At 29.9% G+C, this 14,744-nt stretch carries 12 protein-coding genes, 2 rRNA genes and 1 pseudogene; all 15 read left to right on the top strand.

Annotation, left to right across the window (positions count from 1 at the left end):
• Nucleotides 1-286: ribosomal RNA gene (locus tag T483_RS0113445) — 23S ribosomal RNA — on the top strand; the annotation flags it as partial.
• A 139-nt stretch (nt 287-425) separates the two neighbouring features.
• A 5S ribosomal RNA gene (gene rrf / locus T483_RS0113440) occupies nt 426-542 on the top strand.
• A 318-nt stretch (nt 543-860) separates the two neighbouring features.
• Nucleotides 861-1,571 (top strand): 2,3-diphosphoglycerate-dependent phosphoglycerate mutase, encoded by a 711-nt coding sequence (gpmA, locus tag T483_RS0113435; protein WP_026887327.1) that lies wholly within the window; start codon nt 861-863, stop codon nt 1,569-1,571.
• 347 nt (nt 1,572-1,918) lie between these two features.
• Nucleotides 1,919-3,315, top strand: a pseudogene (locus T483_RS29115) (MATE family efflux transporter).
• Nucleotides 3,316-3,531: 216 nt separating this feature from the next.
• Nucleotides 3,532-4,176 carry a lactate utilization protein gene (locus T483_RS0113425; RefSeq protein WP_026887326.1) on the top strand — a complete coding sequence of 215 codons (645 nt, stop codon included), beginning with the start codon at nt 3,532-3,534 and terminating at the stop codon, nt 4,174-4,176.
• 216 nt (nt 4,177-4,392) lie between these two features.
• Nucleotides 4,393-5,133, top strand: coding sequence for a tetratricopeptide repeat protein (locus T483_RS0113420; RefSeq protein WP_026887325.1), 741 nt, complete (start codon nt 4,393-4,395; stop codon nt 5,131-5,133).
• A gap of 584 nt (nt 5,134-5,717) precedes the next feature.
• The gene (locus T483_RS0113415) at nt 5,718-6,884 is read left to right on the top strand and encodes an ABC transporter substrate-binding protein (RefSeq protein ID WP_026887324.1); all 1,167 of its coding nucleotides are present in this window, start codon (nt 5,718-5,720) and stop codon (nt 6,882-6,884) included.
• A 14-nt stretch (nt 6,885-6,898) separates the two neighbouring features.
• Nucleotides 6,899-7,801, top strand: a complete 903-nt coding sequence (locus tag T483_RS0113410) for a branched-chain amino acid ABC transporter permease (protein WP_026887323.1) — start codon at nt 6,899-6,901, stop codon at nt 7,799-7,801.
• A gap of 2 nt (nt 7,802-7,803) precedes the next feature.
• A complete protein-coding gene (locus T483_RS0113405) occupies nt 7,804-8,862 on the top strand; it encodes a branched-chain amino acid ABC transporter permease (protein ID WP_026887322.1) in 1,059 nt (352 codons plus the stop codon).
• Nucleotides 8,862-9,632 (top strand): ABC transporter ATP-binding protein, encoded by a 771-nt coding sequence (locus T483_RS0113400; protein WP_026887321.1) that lies wholly within the window; start codon nt 8,862-8,864, stop codon nt 9,630-9,632. Before T483_RS0113405 ends, T483_RS0113400 begins: the two co-directional genes overlap by 1 nt.
• Nucleotides 9,625-10,338, top strand: coding sequence for an ABC transporter ATP-binding protein (locus T483_RS0113395; protein WP_011969090.1), 714 nt, complete (start codon nt 9,625-9,627; stop codon nt 10,336-10,338). Before T483_RS0113400 ends, T483_RS0113395 begins: the two co-directional genes overlap by 8 nt.
• 287 nt (nt 10,339-10,625) lie before the next feature.
• A complete protein-coding gene (locus T483_RS0113390) occupies nt 10,626-11,789 on the top strand; it encodes an ABC transporter substrate-binding protein (RefSeq protein ID WP_026887320.1) in 1,164 nt (387 codons plus the stop codon).
• A gap of 160 nt (nt 11,790-11,949) precedes the next feature.
• Nucleotides 11,950-12,330 carry a zinc ribbon domain-containing protein gene (locus tag T483_RS0113385; RefSeq protein WP_026887319.1) on the top strand — a complete coding sequence of 127 codons (381 nt, stop codon included), beginning with the start codon at nt 11,950-11,952 and terminating at the stop codon, nt 12,328-12,330.
• Between the two features lie 371 nt (nt 12,331-12,701).
• On the top strand, nt 12,702-14,240 hold the full coding sequence (locus T483_RS0113380) for a histidine kinase N-terminal 7TM domain-containing diguanylate cyclase (RefSeq protein WP_026887318.1): 1,539 nt from the start codon (nt 12,702-12,704) through the stop codon (nt 14,238-14,240).
• Between the two features lie 107 nt (nt 14,241-14,347).
• A complete protein-coding gene (locus tag T483_RS0113375; protein ID WP_026887317.1) occupies nt 14,348-14,665 on the top strand; it encodes a nucleotide pyrophosphohydrolase in 318 nt (105 codons plus the stop codon).
• Nucleotides 14,666-14,744: the final 79 nt, after the last annotated feature.

Here is a 14,744-nt window from a genome sequence, read left to right as displayed (position 1 = left end):
ATCCGTCGCGGGCGTAGGAAATTTGAGAGGAGCTGTCCTTAGTACGAGAGGACCGGGATGGACTGACCTATGGTGTACCAGTTGTTTCGCCAGAAGCATAGCTGGGTAGCTAAGTCGGGAAGGGATAAACGCTGAAAGCATCTAAGTGTGAAGCCCACCTCAAGATGAGATTTCCCATAGCATAAGCTAGTAAGACCCCTTGAAGACTACAAGGTTGATAGGTCAGAGGTGTAAGTATGGTAACATATTTAGCTGACTGATACTAATAGGTCGAGGGCTTGACCAATATAGTCAAGTTGTAAATACATTAGAGAAACTGTGTGCAATTTTGAAAGAACAAAAGTTTTTTCAAAAAGGAATACAAATCGCTTTAGCGATTTGCATAAGTTCGTTCGACCAAATCATGGATTTGGGAACTCACTTAATCTCGTGATGATGGCATAGAGGTAACACTCCTTCCCATTCCGAACAGGAAAGTTAAGGTCTATAACGCCGATGGTACTGCATGGGAGACTGTGTGGCAGAGTAGGACGTTGCGAGGTAATAAAAAATATGCTCAGATGATAAGTTTTATCATCTGAGCATATTTTTTATTATAAAGTTTTTTTGATTTAAAACAATAATTAGAGAATCGTTTAATATAAAAATTAAGATCTAAAGATTTGTAAGTAACTACTATCAAATGAGTAACTAAATTTATTGACATGACTATACTGGTATTAATAGAGATAAGCGTATATATTGAAATTTATTTCTATACACAATTTTTTATAGTTAGATTTCATTAGCTAATACTGTTTAAGATTTTGCTAATTATCATTAAATTGTGATTGTGATAAATTACTTTAGAAGGTGAGATTATGATTAAATTGGTACTAGTAAGACATGGAGAAAGTCTTTGGAATTTAGAAAATAGATTTACGGGATGGACTGATATAGATTTGTCAGAGAATGGGTTAAAGGAAGCAAGTAGAGCTGGAAAAATACTTAAGAAAAATGGTTTTGTATTTGATGTAGCATATACATCAGTTCTAAAGAGAGCAATAAGAACGTTATGGATAATACTATATGAGATGGATTTGACATGGATTCCTGTTTTTAAATCATGGAGATTAAACGAGAGACATTATGGAGCTTTACAAGGGCTAAATAAAGCAGAAACTGCTAAAAAATATGGAGAAGAGCAAGTTCATAAATGGAGAAGATTTGTAAATGTAAAACCGCCAGAATTGACTAAAGATGACACTAGATACGCTGGAAATGAATATAAATACAAGGATTTAAATGAAGAACAAATACCATTAACAGAAAACCTGGCTGATACTGAAAAACGTGTGTTAGAAGAATGGAGAAAAAATATAGTTACAGATTTAAAAGCAGGTAGAAGAGTTATAATATCTGCTCATGGAAATACATTGAGAGCTTTAGTTAAATATTTAGATGATATTCCAGCCGATAATATAGCTAATTTAAATATTCCAACGGGAATACCTTTAGTATATGAATTAGATGAAAAGTTAAAGCCAATTACTCATTATTACCTATCGGATAAGGAAGAAGTAATAATATAGATTGGTGTAAAAATTTGAATTTAAGAAAAGATTATAATAATTATAGTAAAGAAATATAGTTAATCATATAAACAGTAAATCTTCTAAAATTTTAAATTACACTTGTGGTGAGTTAAATATTGAATCACATGTTTAAATTATATATAGATTTACTGTTTTTGTGATTTTATTCAAATTAAAGGCAGAATTTTGTACTTTTTGTTTATATATTTCTATTAATATAAAGCGTATAATTACATAGTTATGGAGTTTATAATTCAAATAAGGTGTTTTTAAGTTATCTTATTAAATATTTGACTAACATAAATTAAGTTTTACTAATATCTTTGAGGGGGAGACATTAAATCATGATAACTAGAAATTTAACAAAAGGGAATCCAGCAAAATTAATATTGCTATTTACTATTCCTCTATTAATAGGAAATATATTTCAACAATTTTACAATATAGCAGATACATTTATTGTTGGACGTACAATAGGAGTAAATGCTTTAGCAGCGGTAGGATGCACAGGGAGTATAATGTTTTTGATTTTAGGTTTTGCTCAAGGCTTAACATCCGGGCTTTCAATCATTACTGCACAAAAGTTTGGTGCAGATGATAAAGAAGGTGTTAAGAAAAGTTACTTTACGGGTGTAGTCATTAGCATAATAATAACTATAATTCTTACGACTATAAGTACTATTTTAGCTAGGCCTATATTAGTATTAATGAATACACCTGTAGAAATTATTGATGATGCGTATAATTTTGTGGTAGTAATATTTATTGGAATAATAGCATCGATGTTTTTTAATTTTTTTTCAAACATAATTAGAGCTTTAGGGGATAGCAAGACTCCATTAATATACTTAGTGGTGGCGTGTATTTTAAATATAATATTAGAATTTACTTTTATATTAATATTCAAAATGGGAGTAACTGGCGCAGCTTGTGCAACTGTTATAGCACAAGGAGTTTCGGCATTATTGTGTATGTGGTACATAAAAAGAAATTTACCAATACTTAAATTAAAGAAAAGCGATTTAAAATTATCGAAAGAAACTTTTTAGAACACATTAAAATTTCTTTACCGATGGGATTCCAGGCATCCATAATAGCCATTGGTGCTATTATATTGCAATTTGCATTAAATAGCCTTGGAGCTACTTCTGTGGCAGCATATACTGCCGCTCAAAAGATAGATACTCTCGCAACTCAACCTATGATGTCATTTGGTATAACAATGGCTACATATACAGCTCAAAATTTTGGCGCGGAAAAAATCGAGAGAATCAAAGAAGGTGTAAAGAAATGTGTATTTATATCAGTAACATTTAGTGTTATAGTAGGTCTTATAAATACTTTTGCTGGCCATTTTCTTACAGGAATTTTTGTTGGATATGATCAAAAAGAAGTTATTAGGCTATCTCAAATATATTTAACTTCAAATGGATTAAACTATTTTTTACTTTCTCTACTATTTATATATAGATATACCCTTCAAGGGTTAGGACAAAGTTTTATTCCAACTGTAGCTGGAATTATGGAATTATTGATGAGAACATTTGCAGCAATTATGCTATCACAGCCACTAGGATTTTTAGGTGTATCTATGGCTAATCCATTAGCATGGCTTGGGGCATGCATTCCACTTATTAGTGCATACTATATTAGCATCAGAAGAATAGATATAGAATATTCTAAAAAGAAAAGCTATTCGTACGAAACAGAGATAGATACATGCAGTTATATAGGTAAGTAAAAGTAACTTTATACAGTAATTTTTATCGTTACAAGATTTGCATATTAAAGAGTGAATGTTTTTTCACAAATAGTCTTATTTTATTATTTTAATATTTCTGGAAAAATTTCATATATATTTAACGTTAAATATATATGAAATTTGTCCTATATTGGTGAGGATATAGGATGAATTCTATATAAATGTTTTGATTAATATAGGATTAGGAGTGAAGTAATGGAAGAAAAGTTAGTGAGAGATTGGTATAAAGAAGTAAATGGAAAAAAAGTTGTAGATGCTTTGATAAAAAATGATTTTAATGCAATATATTTATCAACTAAGGATGAGGTAATAGAATTCATCATGAAATATGTGAAAAAAGGTACTAAGGTGGGTTTTGGTGGTTCAATGACAATAACTGACATGAAGATTCAAGATAAAGTGGATGCTGTCGGAGGTATTGTTTTTGATCATGGAAGAGCATCAAGCCAAGAAGAGGCTGTATCTATTGCAAGAGAAGAAATATTTAGTGATCTATATTTATGCAGTAGTAATTCTATAACTTTAGATGGAACTCTTATTAATGTAGATGGAATGGGGAATAGAGTAGCGGCTATGACTTTTGGGCCTAGAAAAGTCATAGTTGTAGTAAGCGTTGATAAGATATGTAAGGATGAAGCAGCAGCTTTTGAGCGATTGGAGAATATATCATCACCTATGAATAATAAGAGACTTGAGAAGCCGAATCCTTGTTCAAAAACTGGCATATGCATGAATTGTAAATCGCAAACAAGGATATGCAGAGTATATTCAATTATGAGAAGAAAGCCTATGACCACAGATATAACAGTAATAATTATGGGAGAAAGTGGAGGATTTTAGTTACAATGAATTAAAAATACTTAATATATTTTGATAATTATGTTAAGATAAACATACATTTTTATAAAGTGTATATAAATTAAAAATTTAATAAAGTATTTATTGTAATAAAATGAAAAATAATATATAAATATATATGAAAATAAAAATGCTAGAATTAATAATTAACATTTTTAGCATTTGTTATTAAAATAAAGATAAAAAGTGAGGAACAAAATGGAAGATAATCAAAATATACAAGACAAAATAAAGAGTTTTTTAGAAGAGAATAGGATAAATGTTAAAGGCGGAACTATAACAAGTGAAAAGCAATTATCGCTAGTTTTGAACGATCTTGCAATGGGTGATCTAAAAAAAGGAAAATTAGATAATGCTTTATATTTCACGGAAAAGGCAGCTGAATTTAATAAAGAAAATTATTATTCATATTTTATAAAAGGCCTAGTATATAGGAAGTTGGGAAAAAATGAAGATGCAATTGAGGCATTTGATATATATTGTAAAGATTCTGATGATTCATTAACTCATATATATATAGGACTTTCATATGCGGAGTTGGGAAACATAGAAAATGCATTAGATCACCTTAGAAAAGGCGAAAAGAACATCTCAAAAAATGAAAAGGAAGATCATAAATTATTAATCTGTGCAACTTATGAGTGTATAGGAAATATATATTTAAGTAAAGAAAATATAGTAGAATTTAATGAGAGAGATAAATATAGTATGAACTATAAAAGTGCGGTAAGATATTATAAAATGGCACTAAAAATAAACAGGAAAAATCCTGATTTAATCAATAGATTAGCTGCATGTTATTATCATCTTGAAGATTTAAATAAAGCACTATATTGCTATGAGCAGGCTGCTAAGATAGTAGAAGATAAAAGCATGTATGTAGAAGCAATCAAAGAAATGCATGAAGCTGGTGCTAAATCAGAGCCAGCAGGATTTTAGTCTATAAGAAAATTGTATAGATAAAAAAGCTTAATGTTATATTTTAGTAACATTAAGCTTTTTGTGTTTTAATAAGGTTTAATAAGCCAAAGGTAAAAAACGTTAAAATATTGTATGTAAATTAATTTAATATATTCTGAAAGATAAAGTGAAAATGTCTTTCTAGAATTAATTAAAAGAGATAGAGACTAAGAAATGCATAACTGATATATAACAATTTATAAATTAACTTGTAAAAATTATTATAATATTTCTACATAACGAACGTTTTTTAATAATATCGTTCTAATATTTATATTTGTAGAAAATACAAATGTCTTTCGTGGGTTGACATATAGGCTGATATAGGATAATATATAATTTGTTAATAATAGTCGGATTAAATTAATAAATTAGTAATTTTATACTTTAGGTATTAATTTATATAAACAATTTCAATAGAAATATTAAAAAGAATAGTGATATTTAAACAATAGTTGATTAATTATTTTCTATGTTTTTTGGAAATCTTATTGTCAATTTATTATTTTTTTTGCAGCGTACACTTTAAGAAAATAAAACTAATACTAGGGGGGGCTTATTTTATGAAGAAAAAAATTTCTTTGCTTTTGGCGGTGGCTATGGTAACTACATTTACGCTGGCGGGTTGCTCAAAATCAGATACTAAAGCAAACATAGATAGCGATGTCATAAAAATTGGTGTGTTTGAGCCAATGACGGGTGCTAATGCAGCAGGTGGACAGCTAGAAGTAGAAGGTGTGAAACTTGCGAACAAGCTTTATCCAACAGTTAATGGAAAAAAAGTTGAATTAGTTTTTGCAGATAATAAATCAGATAAAGTTGAAGCAGCTAGTGCAGCATCTAATCTTGTAGAACAGGAGCACGTTAATGCAATCATAGGAAGTTGGGGAAGTGGAAACTCTATGGCGGCGGGAGATATTGTGCAAGATGCTAAGGTCCCAGCAGTTGCAGCTTCAGCTACAAATCCTCTTGTAACAGCTGGTAATGATTATTACTTTAGAGTTTGTTTTATAGATCCTTTTCAAGGAACTGTCATGGCAAAATACGCAGCAAATAAACTGCAAGCTAAAAAAGTAGCTTTACTTCAAGAAGTTTCAAGTGATTATTCAGTTGGAATTTGCAAGTTCTTTACTGATGAATTTGTAAAGCTTACAGGAGATAAAGATTCAATTATAGCTAAAGCTAACTACAATACAGGGGATCAAGATTTTACAGCTCAACTTACAAATATTAAGAGTAGTAATCCAGATGTGATTTTTGCTCCAGGTAATTTTACAGAAGGAGCTATGATAATAAAGCAAGCAAGGCAGCTTGGAATAACTACTCCAATAATTGGAGGGGATACTTGGGAAACACCAGAGTTTTTAGACATAGGTAAAGAAGATGTTGAGGGAACGGTATTTTCTACTTTTTTTGCAAGTGAGACGCCTATAACTAACGAATCAAAAGTTTTTCTTGATGAATATAGAAAAGAATATAATAAGGAACCAGCAGCAGTTTCAGCTTTATCATATGATGCATATTTAGTGATTTTAGATGCAGTTAAAAGAGCTAATTCTATAGATCCAATAAAGATTAGAGACGAAATTGCAAGAACCAAGAATTTTCCTGGTGCAGCAGGAGTAATAACTATAGACCAAAATAACAATGCAGTAAAAGACGCAGTTTTAAAGGTAGTTAAAGATGGTAAATTTACTTATCTTGATACAATAAAACCTGAAGAAAATTAATTAGGGGTGAAAATATGACTTTAATGAATTTAAGTACATTTATGCAAAATTTAGCAAATGGTATCTCTCTAGGAAGTTTATATGCACTTATAGCTATAGGATATACTATGGTTTATGGAATACTAAAACTTATAAATTTTGCGCATGGCGATATATTTATGATGGCTGCATATTTCGGATTTTTCGGAGTTGCAACATTTGGACTACCTTGGTACTTTGCTTTTATAATTGCAGTGGTTATAACAGCATTCCTGGGGATGGGAATTGAATTCACTGCGTATAGACCTTTAAGAAATGCACCTAAGATTTCAGCTTTAATTTCAGCTATTGGTGTATCTTTCTTACTTGAAAATTTAGCGGTTGTTTTATTTGGAGGAAGGCCTAAGGCTTTCCCAGATGTAAAGCTATTTACAGAGGTAATAGTTATAGGTGGAGTTTCAATTCAAAGACTTACTTTTATAATTCCAGTTGTTACAATAGTAATACTATTTGTTCTATTACACTTAGTTAATAACACGAATATTGGTATGGCAATGAGAGCAGCTTCAAAAGATGTTGAAACTGCAAGACTTATGGGGATAAATGTAAATAGGACAATATCATTTACTTTCGCTATAGGATCAGGATTGGCTGCAGTGGGCTCTATGATGTGGTGTGTAAAATATCCACAAATAGTTGCACTTATGGGAATGATGCCAGGTCTTAAATGTTTCATAGCCGCTGTAATTGGTGGTATAGGAGATATTAAGGGAGCAGTTATTGGTGGTTTTATACTTGGACTAGCTGAAATTATGTTAATTGGATTTTTCCCTGGACTTACAGGGTATAGAGATGCGTTAGCATTTATACTATTAATCGTAATATTGCTATTTAAACCTACAGGAATAATGGGCAAAAATTTAACAGAGAAGGTGTAAAAATGAACAATAAAAATAAATTTTTAAATATAGCTCTTATTGCAATTGTATTTTTACTCTTATTTGTTGCAAATAATAGCTTAGACTCTTATAAAATTAGAATTTTAAATTTATGTGCAATATATACAGTTCTTGGATTAAGTTTAAATCTAATAAATGGATTTACAGGATTGTTTTCGTTAGGACATGCAGGCTTTGTAGCAGTAGGTGCTTATACAACTGCATTGCTTACAATGAGTGAAAAAGTTAAAAATCAAAATTTCTTTATGGAACCATTAATGGCGCCTTTTAATCATATATCGGTACCATTTATTGTAGCATTGTTAATAGCTGGTCTTTTATCAGCATTTATAGCAGTTTTAATAGGTGCTCCAGCTTTAAGGCTTAAGGGTGACTATTTGGCTATTGTTACTTTAGGATTTGCAGAAATTATAAGAATAGTCATTACTAATATACAAGGTTTAACCAATGGAGCTTTGGGCCTTCGAGGTATTCCGCATATGACAAATCTATACTGGAGTTTTGGCATAGCAATTGTGACAATAATAATATTAATGTCATTTATAAATAGTTCTTATGGAAGAGCTCTAAAATCCATTAGGGAAGATGAAATTGCAGCCGAAAGCATGGGAATAAGTTTATTCAAACATAAGGTAATAGGATTTGCTATTGGTGCTTTCTTTGCTGGAGTAGGAGGCGGATTACTTGGAAACCTAATGGGAACAATTGATCCTAATATGTTTAAGTTTAATCTTACATTTAATATACTTCTTATAATAGTTATTGGAGGAATGGGGAGCATCACAGGAACAGTTATATCAGCTTTCATTGTAACAATACTTGGAGAAGCTTTAAGATTCTTGGATATGGAAAAACAATTTGATTTGGGAATTTTCAGTTTTTCAGGAATACCAGGACTTAGAATGGTTATTTTCTCAATTTTGCTTATGATAATAGTATTATTCTTTAGACATGGAATAATGGGCACAAAAGAATTTTCATGGAAATCAATATTTAAATATTCTAATAACAAACCTCTAGAAGAAGGAGGGGACAAGTAATGGCATTATTAAACGTACAAAATGCAACTATGCAGTTTGGAGGACTTACGGCTGTAAAAGACTTTAACCTTCAAATTAATCAAGGAGAAATAATTTCTTTAATTGGACCTAATGGGGCTGGTAAAACTACAGCCTTTAATATGATCACTAATGTGTATACTCCTACAAGGGGAAAAATAATCTTTAATGATACTAATATTACTGGAATGAGACAAGATAAAATAACTCAAACTGGTATAGCAAGAACATTTCAAAACATAAGACTTTTTAAAGATTTGAGTGTACTTGACAATGTTTTAATAGGAAATCATGTTCATATTAAGTCAAACTGCATTGAAGCGATGTTAAAGCTTCCTAGATATAAAAGAGAAGAAAAAGAGATGGTTGAGAAATCTTTAGAACTTTTAAAAGAAGTAGGTCTTGAAAAGCTAAGAAATGAGAAAGCAAGTTCTCTTCCATACGGTATGCAGAGAAAACTTGAAATAGCAAGAGCGCTTGCTACTAATCCGAAGCTTCTTCTTCTTGATGAACCAGCAGCAGGAATGAATCCTACAGAAACTGATGAACTTACAGATTTTGTTAGAGAAATTAAGGATAAATTTGATTTAACTATATTTATGATAGAGCATCATATGAATATGGTTATGGGGTTATCAGATAGAATACAGGTTTTTGAATATGGAATTACTATAGCTGAAGGTACACCTTCTGAAATACAAAACGATAAAAAGGTTATAGATGCATATTTGGGGGTAGCTGAAGATGATTAAAATTGATAATTTAGTAGTCGCCTATGGTGGAATCGAAGCATTAAAAGGAATAAGCTTAGAGGTACCAGAGGGGAAGATCGTAACTTTAGTTGGTGCTAACGGAGCAGGAAAAAGTACTACATTAAAATCTATAGTAGGTCTTGTTAAACCAAAGAGTGGAACTATAAATTTGGATGATGGAACTGATTTAACTAAGCTTAACACAGAACTTATGGTAAAAAAAGGAATAGCATTAGTTCCAGAGGGAAGAAAAGTCTTTTCAGATCTTACAGTACTGGAAAATTTGAAAATAGGTGCTTATACAAGAAAGGATAAATCAGGTATTCAAGAAGACTTGGAAAAGGTATATTCACTTTTTCCTAGACTTAAGGAGAGAACTTGGCAGTTATCAGGAACTCTTTCAGGAGGAGAGCAGCAAATGCTTGCCATAGGGAGAGCGCTTATGTCAAGACCAAAGTTAATAATGATGGATGAACCTTCTTTAGGACTTGCGCCAATAATCGTAAAAGAATTATTTGGAATTATAAAGAAAATTAATGAAGAAGGCATGACAGTTCTACTAATTGAGCAAAATGCAAATGCAGCTTTAAAAATAGCTGACATTGGCTATATTATGGAAACTGGAAGAATAACACTAAGTGGCTCAGGGCAAGAATTACTTTCTAATGATGAAATTAAAAAAGCTTATCTTGGTGAAGCTTTGTAATATGAGAATTTTCGTATTTAGAGGAGAAATAGCAAGTCAGAAAATAACAAAATACTGACTTGTTATTTTTTATTTAAGGAATTTATTTTGCTTTTATTGTTACAATACATTAGATTAAATTATAAGTTTTTATAAAAAGATAATTTTAATTGAATTAAGAGATGTATATTATATAAAATAAATGCTAAGATATTAGAATTTTTTGAGTTACTATTTAGTTGCTTTTAGTTTTTATTTTGTACGTCAATAAGATTAAATTAATATTTAGATATTAGGGGGATATATATATGAAAAGAAAAATTTCATTGCTTTTGGTTATAGCTATGATGACTTCTTTTACTTTAGGAGGTTGTAATTCAAAATCAGGCACAAAAGCCAATGAGGACAGTGATGTAATAAAAATAGGTGTATTTGAACCAATGACAGGTGCAAATGCGGCAGGTGGACAATTAGAAACAGAAGGTGCAAAACTTGCAAATAAGATTTATCCAACTGTTCTTGGTAAAAAAGTAGAACTAGTTTTTGCAGATAATAAATCTGATAAAGTTGAAGCAGCTAATGCAGCTGCAAACCTTATTGAGCAGGAGCATGTTAATGCTATCATAGGAAGCTATGGAAGTGGTTTTTCTATGGCGGCAGGTGATATAGTACAGGAAGCTAAGGTTCCAGCTGTAGGAGTAACTTGTACCAACCCTTTAGTAACTGCAGGAAATGATTATTATTTTAGAGTTTGCTTTATTGATCCTTTTCAAGGAACTGTTATGGCAAAATATGCAGCTAATAAGCTTAAAGCTAAAAAGGTAGCCATTCTGCAAGAGGTTTCAAGTGATTACTCAGTTGGGATTTGCAAATTTTTTACGGATGAATTTAAAAAGCTAACTGAGGATAATAATGCTGTTGTAGCAAAAGCAAATTATAATACAGGAGATCAAGATTTTTCAGCACAGCTTACAAATATTAAAGGAAGCAATCCTGATGTAATATTTGCTCCAGGTAATTTTACTGAGGGAGCAATGATAATAAAACAAGCAAGACAACTTGGAATTACAGCCCCAATAATTGGAGCTGATACTTGGGAGACGCCGGAATTTTTAGATATAGGTAAAGAAGATGTTGAAGGAACTGTATTTTCAACGTTTTTTGCAACGGAGACACCTATAACTGAAGAATCAAAAATTTTTCTTGATGAGTATAGAAAGGAATATAATAAGGAGCCAGCAGCAGCTACAGCATTAGGTTATGATGCATATTTAGTAATTTTAGATGCAATTAAGAGAGCTGATTCCACAGACCCAGTTAAAATTAGAGATGAAATCGCAAAGACAAAAGATTTTCCTGGTGCAGCAGGAGTAATAACAATTGATGAAAACAATAATGCAGTAAAAGAAGCTGTTTTAAAGATAGTTAAAGACGGAAAGTTTACTTATCTAGATACAATAAAGCCTGAATAGAATTAAAAATAAATACTTTGATATAATAGATAATATATATTACAATTAAGTTCCAATATTGTGGCCCTAATTGAATAACTTGATTTACAAGGATTCTAAATGTATACTTAGTATTCAAAGATATATAAAATAATATTTATAGGTAGGGGTAAATGGTTGTATGTTTTTTATAGGTATATTTGGCATTGAAAATAAAAATAAAGAAATAAAGATTTTAGATAATTTAAACTGTAAAAAATGTAATAAAGTTTTTCGTGGAAGACTAATAAAAAGTTTTGATTATTTTCATTTTTTCTTTATTCCAATTTTTAAGTGGAATATAAGATATTATATAATATGTGATGGATGTGGAACTAAATTTAGTATTTCAATAAATAAAGGAAAAGCTATTGAGAATAATGAACCTGTAGATATAACTTATTGGGATCTTGAGGAGCTAGAAAGCAGCAATTATAATAGTGGGATATGCAGGAACTGTGGTAAGGAAGTTGATCCAAGTTTTGAATTTTGTCCTTATTGTGGTAATAGAATTAAATTTTAAAAAAATCAAGCAGCCGTTGATAGCTGCTTGATTTTTTTATTCTCTAGGAACTGCCAATGAAGGCAAAGTCTTCACAAGGTATAGTGAAAATAGTTTTATTTTCGTGGGAAATTATATAGTTGGACAATCTGTGGACATTATGCTTCTTGTGGTATAAATTATGAGAAAGGCTGATTTAGAAGGTTGTTTTTCAAAAGAAAATAAAAAAGAAAACATATTTACTACATAAATATATTTTAATAGTTGTTGAAATGGAATAACATGGGTCTTATAATATATAATGATAGAATAGGTTTCTAATCCCAAAAGTTAAAGTTAACTTTACAATAGCAATTTATTAAAGAATTAGTGATTATGAAAGAGGATATTAAATGTTTAATTATATAATATTTCTTGCAATGTTTTTAACAGCATTTATTTCAGCACAATTATGCATATTTTTATTTTACAAAAAAGGAAGAATACATTTAAATGGGCTTTTAGGTGTTATTTTAAGTGTTTTTATATATAGTTTATTCTATTCTTTTGAGCTAATATCTCCCAATTTAAACTTTATGAAATTGTTTACTGGGATAGAGTATATAGGAATAGTATCCATTCCAGCTTTTTGGGTTATCATGTCTCTAGAATATACTAATAAAAGTAGGTATATTACTAAAAAGCTCTGCATATTATTATTTTCTTTGCCAGTCTTATTAGTGATTTTAAATATTACTAATGATTATCATCAGCTTTTTTATAAGAGTTATACAGTTGATATTATAAATAATTTATATATTGCAAATCTTAAACCTGGCATTGCATACGTTATCTGCATAATTTTTGTGAACGTGTGCTTTATAATAGGGAATAGTCTGTATTTAATTTTTTATAGAAAAGAAAACAGTGTATATAAAAAGAGAAGTTTTAAAATTATGATTACATCATTTATTCCTTGGATTGGATATTGTATATACATGTCAAAGGTTACGCCTATAAGAATAGATATAGTTCCAATTTTTATGGGAGTATTTTGCTTGATATATACATACGCTTTGTTTAAATCTAATATCTTTGAAACAGCTACTATTGCTAGACATGTTGTCTTTGACAATATATCTGAAGCAATATTAGTATTAGATCATGAAAATAAAATAATAGATATGAATAATACAGCAGAGAAGATTTTTAATATAAAATCAAAGTTAGCAATGGGACAAGATGTAGGAGCAGAATTTAGAGAGTATCAGGAAATTATCAAATATGTATATGAAGAAAAAGAAACTAGTTTCAACTGCGAAATTAAAATCAAAAACAAACTCTATTATTTTAAAGGTAAGCTTACATTAATTAATAATAACAGAGGTAAGGGAAAAGTTATTGTCTTGAGTGATAATACTGAACAAGTTTTAATGATTAAGAAGCTTGAATACTACGGAGTTACTGATGTTTTGACAGGAGTATATAATAGAAAATACTTCTACAAAATTGCAAAAGAAAAAATCGAAGCTTGTTCAGATAAGAAACATATGTCTCTATTAATGATGGATATAGATAAATTTAAAAGTATTAATGATACTTATGGCCATCCTACAGGTGATATTGTTTTAAAAAAGGTAATGAATATTTGTAAAGAATTATTGGGAAAAAAATATTATATAGGAAGATATGGGGGAGAAGAATTTTTAATTTTATTAGATAATGCAAATTCAGAAAAAGCTTTAGAGATTGGGGAAACAATAAGAAGAAGGATTGAAAATTTAGAAATATTCCATGACAATAAATGCATAAAAATAACATCTTCTTTTGGGATATTTACATCAGTTAGAGAACGAGATTTGGAGAATATGATTAAATTTGCAGATAAAGCTTTGTATGAAGCGAAGAGCTTAGGGAGAAATAGGGTTTCTATAAAAATGGGGAAGAGTTAGAAACTAGAGAAGTGAATATTAATTAACAATTAAGTTGGAGCCATAATTTAATATAAAAGAATATGGTATAATTTAAGTATTTTACAAATACAGAAAGAGTGATGACAATGAAAGATGTTATAAACAGAATTAGAAAATTTAGAAGAGATAGAGAATGGGATCAATTTCATTCACAATCTAATTTAGCAAAAGCAATATCTATTGAAGCAGCAGAGCTATTAGAAAATTTTCTATGGGATGAAGAAAATTATAGTAAAGTAAATGTGTTAGAAGAGCTTGCAGATGTTATGATTTATTGCATACATATGGCGGATTCATTAGGTGTTGATTTAGAGACTGTTATTAATAGCAAAATGGATATAAATGAGAAGAAGTATCCAATTGAAAAGGCTAAAGGTAATAGCAAGAAATATACTGAATTATAATATGTAAAATTAAATTAATATTTGATTTGTATAGTAATTTTATTGCTATATTATAGATACAGCAAATGTAAGAAGAAAT

The sequence above is a fragment of the Clostridium beijerinckii HUN142 genome, assembly GCF_000621745.1.
GTDB lineage: Bacteria > Bacillota > Clostridia > Clostridiales > Clostridiaceae > Clostridium > Clostridium beijerinckii_A.
Note: the sequence above shows the minus strand (reverse complement) of the source record. Positions and strands in the feature narration are given on the sequence as shown.